Source organism: Streptomyces sp. NPDC004609 (assembly GCF_042873655.1).
Classification (GTDB): domain Bacteria; phylum Actinomycetota; class Actinomycetes; order Streptomycetales; family Streptomycetaceae; genus Streptomyces.
The window spans coordinates 69,593-84,518 of record NZ_JBIALS010000035.1 but is presented as its reverse complement, the minus strand read 5'-3'; the positions used below and the strand labels follow the sequence as shown (position 1 = coordinate 84,518).

16 protein-coding genes are annotated in these 14,926 nt (G+C 69.8%); 9 read left to right on the top strand and 7 right to left on the bottom strand.

Annotated features, from left to right (window positions below; translation table 11 throughout):
- Positions 1-357: 357 nt before the first annotated feature.
- The 9 genes from ACFYT4_RS28755 to ACFYT4_RS28715 all read left to right on the top strand — a co-directional run bounded on the left by ACFYT4_RS28755 (position 358) and on the right by ACFYT4_RS28715 (position 6,414).
- Positions 358-513: a hypothetical protein gene (locus tag ACFYT4_RS28755; protein ID WP_389275142.1), complete on the top strand. Its 156-nt coding sequence runs from the start codon at positions 358-360 to the stop codon at positions 511-513.
- Positions 514-568: 55 nt separating this feature from the next.
- Positions 569-745, top strand: a complete 177-nt coding sequence (locus tag ACFYT4_RS28750) for a hypothetical protein (RefSeq protein ID WP_389275139.1) — start codon at positions 569-571, stop codon at positions 743-745.
- Between the two features lie 225 nt (positions 746-970).
- Positions 971-2,392: an aromatic ring-hydroxylating dioxygenase subunit alpha gene (locus ACFYT4_RS28745; RefSeq protein ID WP_389275136.1), complete on the top strand. Its 1,422-nt coding sequence runs from the start codon at positions 971-973 to the stop codon at positions 2,390-2,392.
- On the top strand, positions 2,389-2,979 hold the full coding sequence (locus tag ACFYT4_RS28740) for a 3-phenylpropionate/cinnamic acid dioxygenase subunit beta (protein WP_389275133.1): 591 nt from the start codon (positions 2,389-2,391) through the stop codon (positions 2,977-2,979). The genes ACFYT4_RS28745 and ACFYT4_RS28740 overlap by 4 nt, the downstream gene beginning before the upstream one ends.
- Positions 2,976-3,281, top strand: a complete 306-nt coding sequence (locus ACFYT4_RS28735) for a hypothetical protein (RefSeq protein ID WP_389275130.1) — start codon at positions 2,976-2,978, stop codon at positions 3,279-3,281. Before ACFYT4_RS28740 ends, ACFYT4_RS28735 begins: the two co-directional genes overlap by 4 nt.
- 143 nt (positions 3,282-3,424) lie before the next feature.
- Complete coding sequence (gene hcaB / locus ACFYT4_RS28730) at positions 3,425-4,207, top strand: 3-(cis-5,6-dihydroxycyclohexa-1,3-dien-1-yl)propanoate dehydrogenase (RefSeq protein WP_389275127.1); 783 nt, start codon at positions 3,425-3,427, stop codon at positions 4,205-4,207.
- 49 nt (positions 4,208-4,256) lie between these two features.
- Entirely contained in the window at positions 4,257-4,454 is a 198-nt protein-coding gene (locus tag ACFYT4_RS28725; RefSeq protein ID WP_389275124.1) for a ferredoxin, read from the top strand.
- On the top strand, positions 4,451-5,686 hold the full coding sequence (locus tag ACFYT4_RS28720; protein WP_389275122.1) for an NAD(P)/FAD-dependent oxidoreductase: 1,236 nt from the start codon (positions 4,451-4,453) through the stop codon (positions 5,684-5,686). The genes ACFYT4_RS28725 and ACFYT4_RS28720 overlap by 4 nt, the downstream gene beginning before the upstream one ends.
- The gene (locus tag ACFYT4_RS28715; RefSeq protein ID WP_389275119.1) at positions 5,683-6,414 is read left to right on the top strand and encodes a class II aldolase/adducin family protein; all 732 of its coding nucleotides are present in this window, start codon (positions 5,683-5,685) and stop codon (positions 6,412-6,414) included. The genes ACFYT4_RS28720 and ACFYT4_RS28715 overlap by 4 nt, the downstream gene beginning before the upstream one ends.
- Before the next feature lie 1,026 nt (positions 6,415-7,440).
- Here the strand turns inward: ACFYT4_RS28715 and ACFYT4_RS28710 are convergent.
- The 7 genes from ACFYT4_RS28710 to ACFYT4_RS28680 all read right to left on the bottom strand — a co-directional run bounded on the left by ACFYT4_RS28710 (position 7,441) and on the right by ACFYT4_RS28680 (position 14,875).
- A complete protein-coding gene (locus ACFYT4_RS28710) occupies positions 7,441-8,235 on the bottom strand; it encodes an enoyl-CoA hydratase (RefSeq protein ID WP_389275117.1) in 795 nt (264 codons plus the stop codon).
- A 40-nt stretch (positions 8,236-8,275) separates the two neighbouring features.
- Entirely contained in the window at positions 8,276-9,871 is a 1,596-nt protein-coding gene (locus ACFYT4_RS28705) for a long-chain-fatty-acid--CoA ligase (protein ID WP_389275114.1), read from the bottom strand.
- A 223-nt stretch (positions 9,872-10,094) separates the two neighbouring features.
- Positions 10,095-10,856 carry a 3-hydroxyacyl-CoA dehydrogenase gene (locus ACFYT4_RS28700; RefSeq protein ID WP_389275111.1) on the bottom strand — a complete coding sequence of 254 codons (762 nt, stop codon included), beginning with the start codon at positions 10,854-10,856 and terminating at the stop codon, positions 10,095-10,097.
- Positions 10,857-10,886: 30 nt separating this feature from the next.
- The gene (locus ACFYT4_RS28695; protein WP_389275108.1) at positions 10,887-12,053 is read right to left on the bottom strand and encodes a thiolase family protein; all 1,167 of its coding nucleotides are present in this window, start codon (positions 12,051-12,053) and stop codon (positions 10,887-10,889) included.
- 108 nt (positions 12,054-12,161) lie between these two features.
- Positions 12,162-12,968: a crotonase/enoyl-CoA hydratase family protein gene (locus ACFYT4_RS28690; RefSeq protein ID WP_389275105.1), complete on the bottom strand. Its 807-nt coding sequence runs from the start codon at positions 12,966-12,968 to the stop codon at positions 12,162-12,164.
- A gap of 376 nt (positions 12,969-13,344) precedes the next feature.
- A complete protein-coding gene (locus ACFYT4_RS28685) occupies positions 13,345-14,244 on the bottom strand; it encodes an SDR family NAD(P)-dependent oxidoreductase (protein WP_389275102.1) in 900 nt (299 codons plus the stop codon).
- 160 nt (positions 14,245-14,404) lie between these two features.
- A complete protein-coding gene (locus tag ACFYT4_RS28680; protein ID WP_389275099.1) occupies positions 14,405-14,875 on the bottom strand; it encodes a nuclear transport factor 2 family protein in 471 nt (156 codons plus the stop codon).
- Positions 14,876-14,926: the final 51 nt, after the last annotated feature.

The following is a 14,926-nucleotide window of genomic DNA, read 5'->3' as shown; positions in this document are numbered from 1 at the left end:
CCTGCGGCGTCCGGTGCGTGCAATCGCAAGGCGGAGGGTCGCCCTCGTACTGGACGTACTTGGGCGATTCCGACAACGCAGCGAGTGTGCGTGCTAGGCGTCGCAGGCCAGGCGGGACTTTCGATACACGCCCTAGAAGTGTGTACGCGCCCGGCCATCTGGGAGAGTTCACCCAGATCGTGGACTTCGCCCTGGTGGACGCCCGTGCTGGAAGACCGGGACACAGGAGAAGGCGCTGCGGCTGCTGCCCTCGCGGGTTCGCCGGCGTGTTCGAGCACGCCTCCTACCGGATGGCCTGGAACGCGTCGACCGCCTCGTTGCAGGGGCTGCCCTTGGTACGCCCGGCCCTCTCGTACCATGTCCCGGGCCCGGCGGCGCATCGATTCCGCCCCGCCCGAGGCCCTGTTAGACACCCTGGCCGACCCGGTCGGCCGCCCGCGGGATGCGGGCATCACCTGTGCGGCCCTGGACGGCACCCTTCTGCACGTCCCCGACGACGAACAGCTCACCTGACGCTCCCCCGAACGCAGGGGCGAGAGGCTGCGAGTTCGGCTACCCGCTGCTGCGGATGGTCGGGCTGGTCGAGTACGGCAGCCGCGCACTGCTGAACGCCGCCTTCGGCCCGGAATCCACCGGCGAACTCGACCGCGCCGACCCGATGTTGGACACCTCGGACTCCTCGATGCTGCTGCTGGCCGATGCCGCCTTTGACGCGCGTCTTCCTGAACGAGGTGACGCAGCATGACGCACAGTTCCTCATACGCTCCTCCGCCCGCCGGGTGCCCACCTCCTTCCGGCACCTCGGCGACGGTTCCGGCCCCGGGAGGCCGTGCACGAGCCGGACGACGGCTGCGGCCCCCGGCGGCATGGGGAGTCCGATGCAAAGTGTGATCCGGAGCTTGCCGGTTACTCTCTAATGAGTAGAGAATGTCTCTGACAGACAGAACTATCGAATCGAGGCTGAGCCGCCATGCGAGATCACGGAAGCGTCCTCGACGACGTTCGTCGCGGGATGACACCTGCGTACATCTACAACGACCGCGAGATCTTCGAACTGGAGAAGGAGCGGCTGTTCAGCCGGGCGTGGATGTTCGTGGGTCACGAATCGGAAGTGCCCGAGCCCGGCGACTACGTCGTGCGCCGCGTGCTGGAGGACTCCTTCATCCTCGCCCGGGGCAACGACGGCCAGGTCAGGGCCATGTTCAACATGTGCCTACACCGGGGCATGCAGGTGTGCCGCGCGGAGATGGGCAACGCGACCCACTTCCGGTGCCCGTACCACGGCTGGTCCTACCGCAATGACGGACGGATCATCGGCCTGCCCTTCCACCAGGAGGCGTACGGCGGCGAGGAAGGTTTCCGCCGCAAGGGCCAGGCCCTGCTGCCGGCCCCCGCGATCGACATCTACAACGGGCTGATCTTCGTCAGCCTGGATCCCGACGCCCCGCCGCTCACCGAGTACCTCGGCGACTTCACGTTCTACCTGGATTACTACACCAAGCAGTCGGCGAGCGGCCTCGAGCTCCGCGGACCGCAGCGCTGGCGGGTGAAGTCGAACTGGAAAATCGGCGTCGAGAACTTCGCCGGTGACATGTACCACACGCCGCAGACCCACACCAGCGTGGTCGAGATCGGCCTCTTCCGCGAGCCCAAGGCGGAGAAGCGCAAGGACGGTTGCACCTATTGGGCCGGACGCGGTGGCGGCACGACGTACAAGCTGCCCCCCGGCACCCTGGAGGAGCGACTGCGCTACGTCGGCTACCCCGACGAGATGATCGAGCGGATGAAGACCATGTGGTCGAAGGAGCAGCTGTCCCTCATCGGGGACAACGGCTTCATGATCTCCGCGGCATCGGCCTTCCCGAACCTGAGCTTCGTGCACAACTGGCCGAAGGTCGAGGACTCCGAGGACGTGCTCCCGTTCATCTCGATCCGCCAGTGGCAGCCGATCAGCGAGGACGAGACCGAGGTCCTGTCCTGGTTCGCCGTCGACAAGGAGGCGCCGGAGGAGTTCAAAGCGCTGTCCTACAAGGCGTACCTCATGTGCTTCGGCAGCTCGGGCATGTTCGAGCAGGACGACGTGGAGAACTGGGTCTCGCTCACCACCACCGCCGCCGGATCGATGGCGCGCCGACTGCTGCTCAACAACCGGATGGGCTTGCTCTCCGACAACCGCCCGGTGGTCCCGGCCCTGACGGACAACGAGTTCTCCGGCCCCGGCGTGGCCCGGATCGGTTACGGCGAGTACAACCAGCGGTTCCTACTCGCGGACTGGGCCGACCATCTGGAGCGACCTGCGGCCACCCAACCGCCGGTCGAGGTCGGGACGCCCGATTCACCACGCGGAGCCACCACCGGCGAGGACGACGAGCTTGCGGAGGCCAGCCGATGAACGCCAACCACATCCGGGTCAACTCCCGCAAGTCCCCGCTGGGAGCGCACGCCTCGACCACGAGCCGGGTGGGAGCCTCGCTCGCATTCGACGACACGCGGCATCTGACCGCCCACAAGTGGCTGGTCGACGAGGCGTACCTCCTCGACACCCAGGACTACACCGGTTGGCTTGAGGTGCTCACCGAGGACATCCACTACTTCATGCCGGTGAAAGTGACGACCGCGCTGGGCAGCGGCTACGACACCGCACCGGGAATGGCGCATTTCGACGAGAACATGTACTCCCTCCGTCAGCGGGTGGCCCGGTTCGCGACCGAGCACGCCTGGACCGAGGACCCGCCGTCCCGGCTCCGCCACTTCGTCACCAACGTGCGGACGTTCACCACCGATCGCGACGACGAACTCATCGTCGAATCGGCGGTGTTGCTGTTCCGCAGCCGCGGCGACGTGGTGGAGTCCGCGCTCGTCTCCGCAGGCCGCGAGGACCTGCTGCGCCAGTGCGACGGCGAGTGGAAGCTGGCCCGCCGCCTGATCGACGCCGATGAGTCGGTGATCCGCATGCAGAACCTGGCGATCTTCCTATGAGCGAGGAACCCATCACCTCCGGGCCGGAGCCCGAAGCGACGGAACCAGCCGACGTCCGACGGCAGCGCTTCCTCGACAACGCGGTCGGGGAACCGATCGTGATCGCGAACGAGTTCGCCGAGATCCGCGTCGTATGTGTGCAGACCCGCAACGGAACCCGTCTGCTGATCGACTCCCCCAAGTCCGGGCAATGGAACACCCTCGACCCCCTGGAGCTCGAAGCCCTGACGTGGCAGGGCCCGGCGACCTTCTCCGCCATGGTGGGTCATCCCTTCGAGTCTCTACTCAGGGAAATCCCCTGACGCCTCGCGGCCCCGGGAAGCCGGGGCAGGGACGCCACAGCGGCCCGCGCGCACGCGGCCGCCCAGGTTGTGATCCCCGGCTTCCGCAGAAGTCCCCTTCACCGAAAACCCGTTGCGGTCTCTAAAGCAAGGAGCGTTCCCTCATGACCGGTTGGATGGACGGCCAGCGCGCACTCGTCGTCGGCGGCGGATCCGGTATCGGACGCGCCGTCGTCGACGCCTTCCTTTCGGAGGGCGCCCAGGTCGCGGTTCTCGAACACGACCGGGCCAAGGTCGACCGCCTCGCCGCGGACCTTCCCGAGGTGCCGGTCGTCACCGGGGACGCGACCCTCGCCGCGGACAACCGCGCCGCGGTGGACCGCGCCGTACTGCAGTTCGGCGGCCTCGACGTGCTGGTCGGCTGCGTCGGGATATTCGACTTCTACCGGGGGCTGACGGAGCTCGGCGAGGACGAGATCGACGGCGCATTCGACGAGATCTTCGCCGTCAACGTCAAGAGCCACCTCCACTCGGTGAAGGCCGCGCTGCCGGAGCTGCGCAAGTCGCGCGGGTCGGTGATCCTCACCGAGTCGACCTCGGCCTACTACCCCGCGCGCGGCGGCGTGATGTACGTCGCTTCCAAGCATGCCGTCCGCGGCCTCACCACCGCGCTGGCGCACGAACTCGCCCCCGAGGTCAGGGTCAACGCGGTCGCGCCGGGCGGGACCGTGAACACCGACCTGCGCGGCGCCAGCGCGCTCGGCCTGAGCGACAAGCGGCTCAACGACATGCCGGGGCGCGAGGCCGAACTCGCCGGACGGGTGCCGCTCGGCATCGCCATGTCCGGCACGGACCACGCGTGGAGCTACGTCTTCCTGGCCTCCAGCCGGGCACGGGGCATCACCGGGGACGTCGTTCATTCCGACGGCGGCATCCGGATCAAGTGACGGACCTTCAGAACTCGATCTTCACGAACTTCCAGCAGGAGTGACGTACATGGCAGTCATCAGGGCCGCTCTGGGGGCGTGCCAGGGCTACGCGAACTGCGTTGTCGGCGCCGACGATTACTACGACATCGACGACGACGGCATTGTGGTCGTTCTCAGGGCCGAGGTGCCTGAAGCGGACCGCAAGCGCGTCGAAGAGGCGGCGCGCAGCTGCCCGGTCTCCGCACTCGAGGTGACCGACGCATGACGCGCACGCTGATCGTCGGCGGCTCCGTCGGAGGCGTCCGCACGGCGCAGGCGCTGCGCGCGGGCGGGTACGACGGGGAGATCGTCCTCGCCGAAGCGGAGGCGGAGGCGCCGTACGACAAGCCTCCGCTCAGCAAGGGCCTGCTGACCGGGTCGTCCGGAGCGGACGACATCCGCCTGCTGACGCGGGAGCAGGCGGATACAGCGGGCATCGGGCTGCGCCTCGGAGTGCGCGCCACCGGACTGGAACCGCGGGGCCGCCTGGTCTCGTTCGACGACGGAAGCAGCATCGGGTACGACCATCTCGTGGTCGCCACCGGTGCCGCGGCTCGCCGTTCGCCCTGGGGGGACATCGACGGAGTGCACGTCGTCCGCACCCTGGCCGGGGCGGACGCGCTGCGGACGGACCTCCTCGGCGGGGGCCCGCTCGTGGTCATCGGCGCCGGGTTCATCGGGGCCGAAGTCGCCTCCACGGGACGTCGGCTGGGCCTCGACGTGACGATGGCCGATCCGCAGACGCTTCCGATGACCAGGTCCCTGAGCACGGACGTCGCCGGTGCGGCGATGGCCATGCACGAGGCCGCGGGGGTCCGGTGCCTGATGGGCGTCGGCGTCACCGGCATCACCGGGCGCAAGGGGCAGCTGACCGTCACACTCGACGACGGCACCGAGCTGAGGGCCGCAACCGTCGTCGTCGGTATCGGCGCGGTCCCCAACGACGGCTGGCTCGCCGGGTCCGGACTCACGGTGGAGAACGGCGTGGTCTGCGACGAGTACTGCAGGGCGGTCGGGACCACCCACGTCTACGCGGTCGGCGACGTCGCCCGCTGGTTCGACCGGGCACGCGGGGCGCACGTCCGTGCCGAGCACTGGACCAACGCGGTCGACCAAGCGGCCTGCGTGGCACACAACATCCTCCGCCCCGGGAACCTGCGGGCCTACGAACCCGTCGAGTTCGTCTGGAGCGACCAGCACGGCTGGAAGATCCAGGTGGTCGGCGACACCTCCGGATCGGCCGCCACCACCCTGTTGGGCGACCCGACGGCCGATCGACGCTTTGCCGCGCTCTACGCCGACGGTCAGGGCCTGCTCCGCGGTGCCGTCGTCGTCAACTGGCCGCGGGTCATGGTGCAGTGCCGCAAGGCGCTGCGCGAGGGCACCGCCTGGAGCGACCTCGAACCCGGCCTTCGCGCCGTCGCGAACGCCGCCAGCCGACCGGAGACCAAGGCATGACACCGACACCAGCCCAGCGCGAACTGATCGCGCGCGCCTGCCGGGTGCTCACCGCACGCGGACTCGCCGACGGAGTCCTCGGTCACATCAGCCTGCGGATCGACGAGAACACCCTGCTCGTCCGCTGCCGCGGGCCGCAGGAGCGCGGGCTCGCCTCCACCACGGCCGCGGACGTCCACTGGGTCGACCTCGACGGCGCGCCAGCCGCCGTCGGCGAGCTCGCCGACGGCTACACGGTGCCCAACGAACTCCCTCTGCACACGGAGCTGCTGCGCAGGCGACCCGAGGTCAACGCGGTCCTGCACGCGCACCCTTCGAACGTGGTGGCCGCCGACCTGGCGGGGTTGGGGGTCCGCCCGATCCTGGGGTCGTTCGACATCCCCGGGGCCCACCTCGCCGCCGGGGGCGTCCCGGTCTACGCGAGGGCTGTGCTGGTGCGCAGCCGCACCCTCGCCACCGAGGTGTGCGAGGCCATGGGCGACCGGCCGGTGGTGGTGATGCGCGGCCACGGCCTCACCAGCGTCGCCGACACCGTCGAACGCGCGGTTCTCCAGGCCGTCAGCGTCGACACCATCAGCCGGTTCTCCCTCCAGGTGGCGTCCGCGGGCGGCACCCTCGTCGACATCGCCGAGGAGGACTGGGCGGATCTCCCCGACCTCGGCGGATCGTTCAACGTCGCCACCTCCTGGCGCCACGAACTCGCCCGCCTCCACGACTGCGGCTGCTGAGCAGCACGACAGCCCGCGCCCGCGGACCTTGGACCGAGACGGCACAAGGCCGCGGCGCGGGTGTTCCCCGTCGGATCCCTGTCTGACTCCGCCGGCAGGACGCGGCCCGGGTCAGTGGCGTGGCCGGTCCGGCATGGCAAGGCAGGCGGTCGGATTGTCCACCGCTTTCCTGGCGACGCGGGAAGCCTGCACGGTTCCGCGCAGGTGGTCGTGGAGGACGACCAGGTATCGGCCTTCCTTCTCACGGAGTTCGGCCCCAGGTACTCGCACAGGCAGTGGTGGTGGAAGGCGTACTGCGTGGCGGCGTCAGCGTGGGTGTCCCAGCCGTCGTCGGGATTCTCCTGCGTGCACCCAGCAGATCGTCATGCGCAGCCTCGTCGGCGCGCCGCCCGGGGCCGACAGGTCGTGGCTCAGCGTGTCGGAGGAGCCGGTGTCGTCGGCCTAGCGGCAGCGAAGCGGTGTGGCGGTTGCTACCCGGTGACGGAGGCGGGCCCCCGGGACACCGCATGTGCGTCGCCGCCGAGGACGTCGACCTCCACGGCTCCCGCATCCGCACGGGCGACGCCGTCCGGTTCATCCTCGTCTCGGCGAACCGCGACCTGTGCCGCCGCCCCGTCCCGGACCGCCTGGGCATCACACGCGGCGCCGACGAACAGTCCGGGGGCACATCGCTCTCGGCCACAGCATCCGCTACTGCCTCGGTGCTTCCCTCGCCCGCCTTCCATGCGAAGCGACCCTGGGTGCCCTGCTCGCCCGCTACCCCGACCTCCCCTTGCCGTACCCGCGGCCCGCTTGGCACGGAGGGTCATCGCGGGCACGGCTCCCCGCCTCACCGAACTGCCTCTGGCGGTGTAGCGCGGGATTGTCGGGGCGTCCTGGAACCGCGCTCCCGGTATTGCCGTCAGCCGCAACGGCAGGGCCGGTGTGCCGTCCCGTCCATGTGGACGGACAGCGCGCCGGACCTGCTTGCACCTCAAGCCGGTCTCTTCTCGTTCTCTTCGTGGGAGAACGAGAGGAGCGTCGCCGTCACGTGCCGGAGAATCGAGGCGCCCGCTTCTGGCGGAAGGCCGCGACTCCTTCGGCGAAATCCGCGGTCCGGAACAATGCGGACTGCCCTTCGCGCTCAGCTTCCAGCGCCTGGGGCAGCTGCGCCAGAACGGTGGCGTTGAAAGCTCGTTTGCTTTCCGCGTACGCCACGGTCGGACCTTCCGCGAGCCGCGTCGCGAGCTGGTCGACCTCGGTTTCGAACGCATCGTCGGGGAAGGTCGCCGCGATCAGCCCCCATTCGACGGCGAGGGATGCCGGGATGCGTTCGGCGAGCATGGCCATCCGGTTGGCCCGTGCCCGGCCGACCGCGGCCGGAATCAAGGCGGTCGCTCCCCCATCCGGCATCAGCCCGGCGTTGGCGAAGGCCAGCAGGAAATACGCCGAATCCTTGGCGACGGTGAAGTCGGCGGCAATCGCGAACGAGCAACCCACCCCGACCGCCGGGCCGTTCACCGCGGTGACAACCGGTTTGGGAACCCGGCACACCGCCATGGTCAACCGGTTGGCCGCGTCGATGATCACGGGATCGGGGGTTCCCTCCTCTCCCACCTCTCCGTTCGCGGCGAGGTCGGCGCCGGAGCTGAAGGCCCGGCCGGTCCCGGTGAGCACGATCGCACGTACGCCCGCGTCCGTGCCGCTGTTCTCGATGGCGCGAGCCGCCGTGTTCAGCATCGGCGTGGTGAGCGCGTTCAGGCTCCGGGGCCGGTTGAACGTCACCCGCAGGATCGTGCCGGTTCGGGCAACGAGTACGTCGTTGTTGCGTGGTGTCGACATCGTCGGCCTTTCTCGAAGCACCCAGAGGTGTCGCGCGGAACTACCGCCCGCCGAATGTGTCACGCAGCGCGCCCTTGACGACCTTGCCCCCCGCATTGCGCGGCAGTTCGCGGACGATGTGGACCTCGGTCGGCAACTTGTACTTCGCAAGGCGGCCTTGGGCCCACTGGCGGATCTCCGCGACGGTGAGGCCCGCGACGGGGTCCCTGGGGACGATCACCGCGACCGGTGTCTCGCCCCAGCGTTCGTGCGGGCGTCCGATGACGCTGATCTCAAGGACGTTCGGGTGCGCGGCGAGCGCGTTTTCGACCTCGGCGCAGTAGATGTTCTCGCCGCCGGAAATGATCATGTCCTTCGTGCGGTCCACGACGTAGAAGAAGCCCTCGTCGTCGACCCTCACCAGGTCTCCGGAGTGGAACCAGCCGCCCTCGAACGCTTCCGCGGTCGCCCGGGGGTTGTTCCAGTAGCTCGTCATCATGGTCGGGCCCCGGTAGACGATCTCACCGACCTCGCCGGGAGCGACGTCGTTCATCCGGTCGTCGACCACCCGGACCGCCAGGGTGCTGATCGGCTTGCCCACCGAGCCGAGCTTGCGCAGTGCGTCCTTGCCGTCCAGCACGCAGGTGACCGGGGACATCTCGGTCTGCCCGAACAGTGCGACATTGACGGCTCCGGGGAAGACCTCGGCCATCCTGTTCAGCAGCGTGTCCGTCGCGGGTGCGGCTCCCCAGCTCGTGATCCTCAGGTGCGAGAGGTCACGCGAGGAAACCGAGGGGTCGTCGCAGAGGGACTGCCAGAGGGTCGGCACCAGGAAGGCGCTCGTCACCTTCTCGGATTCGAGGGTGTCGAGCACCTGGCCGGCCGAGAGCTGCCCGGTGGGCATGATGACGAGGCAGCCGCCGATCAGGATCAGCGGTATGACGCTGCCGATGGCGCCGCTGTGGAAGAGCGGTGAGGCGCACAGGCTGATCTCGTCGCCGTCCCATAGCCGCCAGGCCCGGGTGATCGTCAGGGCCTGGCCCTGGAGGTTCTGATGGGAGAGCACCGCCCCCTTGGGACGCCCGGTGGTGCCGGAGGTGTAGAGGATCAGCGCCGGTGCGGCCTCGTCGACGTCGACCGCCGGGTGCGGGTCGCCGACGTCGTCCATGAGGTGCGCGTAGAGTTCGGCGTTCTCCCCGGCTGCCCCGGTGTCAGCGCCGGACACCACCAGCCGCAACGACCCGGGCATGTGCGCACAGGCATCCACGGCAGCGGCAGCCAACGCGTTCTCGGCGACGAGGAGGGCGGCGCCGCAGTCGTCGAGGATGAAGGCCATCTCCTTGGGACTCAACCGGAAGTTGACCGGGACGGCGATCGCCCCCAGGCGGTTCGTGGCGAGCATGGTCTCGATGAACTCAGGGCGGTTGTACATCAGGATGGCGACCCGGTCGCCGTACCCGACACCCCGCCGCGACAAGGCGTCCGCCAGGGCGGCGACGCGCTCGCGCAGCTCGCCCCAGGCGGTCGTCACGCCTGCGAACCGCAGGGCCGGCCGATCCGGAATCTGGAAGGCGTGCCGCTCCAGGTGGTTCACCCAGTGGTTGCGCCGCGAACTGAGCGGCGCGTCGACGCTACGGCCCGTCAACTGGTCCGACATCCGAGGTGTCCTCTCTGCGTCATCAGGTCCGTTGTGAGCCCCGCACGATCACCACCACGACTCCGTGATCGCCAGTCGTCGGAGTACGGTCCGGTCACAGGCCATGGCGAGGTCTGGGGCGATGTCACCGCGCAGTGTGTGCCGCGGTGTCCGTGCTCCTGCCCGGGCCGGTGAGCGCCGATGGGCACGGGGCCCATCGGCGTGCCGCCTTCGGCGGCCTCGCCTACCTGGGGGCCATCCGGATCGCGCCGTCGAGGCGGATGACCTCGCCGTTGAGCATCGGGTTCTCGGTGATGTGCTGGACCAGCGCGGCGTACTCCTCGGGACGGCCGAGGCGGCTGGGGTGCGGCACCTGGGCACCCAGGGACTGCTTGGCCTCTTCCGGGAGCGAGGCCAGCATGGGTGTCTCGAACAGACCGGGCGCGATGGTGACCACGCGGATGTGTCGGCTGGCCAGGTCGCGGGCGACCGGCAGGGTGAGGCCGACGACGCCGCCCTTGGAAGCGGAGTACGCGGCCTGGCCGATCTGCCCGTCGAACGCGGCGACCGACGCGGTGTTGACGATGACCCCGCAGTCGCCGTCAACCGGCTGGTTGGCGCTCATCCGCTCGGCAGCCAGGCGGATGACGTTGAACGTGCCGATCAGGTTGACCTGGATGACCCGGGCGAAGAGGTCCAGAGCCAGCGGCCCGTTCTTGCCCAGCACCCGGGCCGGGTTGCCGATGCCGGCACAGTTCACCGCGATGCGCACCTGCCCGAGCTGACCGGCGGCGTCGAGGGCGGCGGCCACGTCCTGCTCGCTGGTCACATCGGCAGCGGCGAAGACGGCCCGGTCGCCGAGCTTGGCGGCCACGGCCGCGCCACCGGAGCCCGGGAGGTCCACCAGGGCCACCGAGGCTCCGGCGTCCAGCAGCCGCTGGGCAGTGGCCAGGCCCAGGCCGGAGGCCCCGCCTGTGATGACTGCGACGCTGCCTTCGGTGATCACGATGCTTTCTCCCTGAGAGGTGATGGTGGATCAGATGCGCTCGATGATGGTGGCGTTGGCCATGCCGCCGCCCTCACACATGGTTTGCAGGCCGTAGCGTCCGCCAGTCGCCTCCAACTGCCCCAGCAGTGTGGCCAGCAGGCGTCCGCCGGAGGCGCCGAGCGGGTGTCCGAGCGCGATCGCGCCGCCGCGCGGGTTCAGCCTGTCCAGGTCGGCGCCGACCTCACGCTGCCACACCAGCGGCACGGGCGCGAATGCCTCGTTGACCTCGTACGCGTCGATGTCGTCGATCGTCAGGCCCGAGCGCGCGAGGATCTTCTCGGTGGCCGGGATGATACCGGTGAGCATCAGCAGCGGGTCCGAGCCGGTGACCGCGAAGGAGTGGAACCGGGCGCGAGGCGTGAGGCCCAGCCGCTCGGCAGTGGCGGCGCTCATGATGAGGGCGGCGGACGCGCCGTCGGTGAGCGGCGAGGAGCTGCCGGGGGTGATCCGCCAGTCGATCTCCGGGAAGCGCGCGGCCTCCGGTGCCCCGGTGAACGCGGGCTTCAGGCCCGCCAGGCCCTCCGCCGTGGTGTCCGGCCGCACGGTCTCGTCCACGGTGTGCCCGCCAATCGGGACGATCTCCCGGTCGAAGCCGCCGGATGCCGCGGTGGCTGCGGCCAACTGGTGGGAGCGTGCCGAGAAGGCGTCGAGCTCCTCCCGGTCCAACTTCCAGCGAGCGGCGATCAGTTCGGCGGAGACGCCCTGCGGGATCAGTCCCTCGGGGTAGCGGCGGCCCAGCAGCGTGCCGGAGGTGTCCGCTCCCCGCGCGTTGGAGAACATCGGGACGCGGCTCATCGACTCCACGCCGCAGGCGATCACGACGTCGTAGGCGCCTGCGATGACGCCCTGGGCGGCGAAGGACGCGGCCTGCTGGCTGGAGCCGCACTGACGGTCGATCGTGATGGCCGGGACCGACTCCGGGAAGCCGGCGGCGAGCAGGGCAGTGCGGGTGATGTTGAGGGCCTGTTCGTCGGTCTGCGAGACGCAGCCGCCGATCACGTCCTCGACCAGCGCGGCGTCGAGGCCGTTACGCTCGACGAGGGCCTGGAGGACCGTGGCGAGCAGGTCCACCGGGTGCACCAAGGACAGGGCGCCCCCGGGCTTGCCCTTGCCGGACGCGGTGCGCACCACGTCGACGATGACTGCGTCGTTCATTTGGTGTCCTTTCAGGGATGGATCAGGGACGGATCGCGGCGGTTCAGGAGGTTCGGGGTCGGGCATCCGCGGCTCGGCGGTACGCCCGGCGGTCTGGATGCGGGGTGCTCAGATGCCCCGCCACACCGGAGCGCGCTTCTCGGCGAACGCACGCGAACCTTCCTGGGCGTCCTCGCTCGCGAATACGGCCTGCCATTCGCGCTCGCTCTCGTCCCACATCGCAGGTTCCCAGTCGGAGCCGAAGTCCTCGCTGCGGTGGATGAGCCGCTTGCTGGCCTGGAGGGCCAGCGGGGCGCCCTCGGTGACAGTCCCGGCCAGCTCCAGCGCCACCTCGACCGCCGTGCCGGCCGGTGCGACCCGGTTGACCAGCCCCCACCGGGCGGCGGTGGCGGCGTCCAGGGGCTGGCCGGTGAGCGCCATCTCCAGCGCGATCTTCTTCGGCACCTGGCGGGGCAGCCGCAGCACGCCGCCCGCGGCGGCGAACAGGCCGCGACGCACCTCGGGAAGGCCGAAATGCGCGTTCTCGTCGGCCACGACGAGGTCGCAGGCGAGCGCGATCTCGGTGCCGCCGCCGAGGGCGAAGCCGTTGACCGCCCCGATGACCGGCTTGGCGATGAAGTGGTTGACCAGGCCGGCGAAGCCCCAGTCCTCGTGCCCGGGAGCCATGACGGACCCGCCGGCTGCCGCCGCCTTCAGGTCCATTCCGGCGCAGAACGCCCGCCCGGCGCCGGTGATCACGGCCACCCGTAGCCCGGGATCGGCGGCGACCTCCTCCAGCGCCTCGCCCACGGCAGCCGACAGCGCGGCGTTGACCGCGTTGAGGACCCGGGGCCGGTTGAGGGTGATAAGCGCGACAGCGCCGCGACGCTCCAGTAGCGCCGCCGGCTCAGCAGCCTCGGGGTTCCCGTCCGTCATCGCCAACCTCCACACTTACTTATCGCTCGCTAAACAGGGAACGTAGACCGCAGGACCCCGGGCGTCAAGCCCTGGACCAGCGGATGAAGCCGGCAAGGGGCGATTCCACAATGCGCATTGCCGCGGTGCGCACCGGGGGATTGTCCGTCTGGGCCAAGCGCGTGGGGGTGGTCGCGGGCCTTTCCTGGCGCCCGCCCGGCCTGACAGCGCGCCACATGCGCCTGTCACACCCCGTCAGTCGGCGTCGGCCGCCCGACCGCACACACGACGGCCCTCCAGCAGCTGGCTGACGGGCCATCACAGAAAGCGATGCCGCTGCGCGCGTCCAGTACCGAACCGGCCCGTTGCCGGCAGTCCAGCGCCGGTTCGACGGGGTCTAGATTCCGCTCAGACCGTGCATGGTCGCGGTGATGCCGACCTCGTCCATCGCGTCCAGCGGCAGGACGAAGTCGGTGTGGTCGAGTGCGGTGTCGAAGTTCTCCCGAACGTCGTCCGGGGTCAGGTCGGCATTGAAGTAGCCGCGCGCGGCGCCGAGGAACACCTCGCCCACCCGGCCGCCGCCGACCGAGATCACCCGGCCGGTGACCGGGCAGTCCGCGTGTGCAAGGTAGGCCACGACGGGCGACACCCGCGCCGGGTCGAGGTGCTCGTCGAGAGCGCCGAACGCGGTCCCGGCCATCCGGGTGGCCGCGATCGGGGCAATGGCGTTGACCTTGATCCCGCTCACCTCACCCTCGACGGCCAACGAGCGTGTCAGGCCGACGATCCCCATCTTCGCGGCCGCGTACGCCACTCCCTTGCCCATCCCGAACAGACCGACGCCGGACGTGGTGTTCACGATCCGCCCGTACCCCTGCGCCACCATCGGTCCCCAGGCCGCGCGGGATACGTTGAAGCAGCCGATCAGGTGCGAGCCGAGCACGGACATCAGCCGCTCGTCGTCGAGGTCGCCGAAGCCGACGAGGCCGCCGGTGGTCCCGGCGTTGTTCACGACGATGTCGACGTGGCCGAACTCGCGCAGCGCCGTCCCGACGATCTCAGCGCCCCCGGCCGAGGTCGCCACACTGTCGGCGTTCGCGACCGCGATCCCGCCAGCGACGGTGATCTCGGCGACGACCGACTCGGCGGTCTCGGCGGATCCTCCCGAGCCGTCCAGCCCACCGCCGAGGTCGTTCACGACCACTGCGGCGCCCAGGGAGGCGAGCAACAACGCGTGTGCCCGGCCCAGGCCGCGCCCGGCACCGGTGACGACCGCGACTCTGCCAGTGAGTTCCATCGTTTCCTCATACTCCTCGTTTTTCCGGGTACGGCACCCCGCCTCGCGCTCGCCGTACAGCAGCCCTGTCACATAGGTCCGGCCACACGCTGTGGGGCTGCGCTGCACAAGACGCGGTGCCCGGCGACGCGACCGACCCGGCGGGGTGTTCGAAGGTGACCTACTGGGCGCGTCCCAGCACCACGACCTGCCAGTTGCCGGTGGTCCAGCGGCGGGTGACCTTGATGCTGCGGATCAGCCAGCGGCCGTCAGCCTTCACCAGCCGCCTGTCGTACTGGCCGCCCAGCACCCACGACGAGTCGCCGGTCGTGTTGGGCAGCGTGTGGGTCGCCTGGAACTGGGAGACACACCTCGCCTGGTTGCCGGAGCCCTCGACGATGTGCGACGCCACGAGGTGCTGGGTGATCGGATCGTTCACCAGGAGAGCCGCCGCGTGCTTCTCGTACTCGGCACGGGTGAACCGCTCCAGGCCGCGGTTGCTGACATCCGTGTAGTCCAGTTCGATCTCGTCGGCCATGAGCGCGGCGAGTTCGGGCCAGCGCTTCTCGTCGATGTACAGCGCCATCCGATTGCAGGCGTCCATGATGGCGAGCCGGTCCACCACATCAAGCGAGTTGTCCGTCACAGTCACTGTCCCTCTCCATCAGGTCGGCACCCAGGCGCCGACGTCGAAACCTGCCCG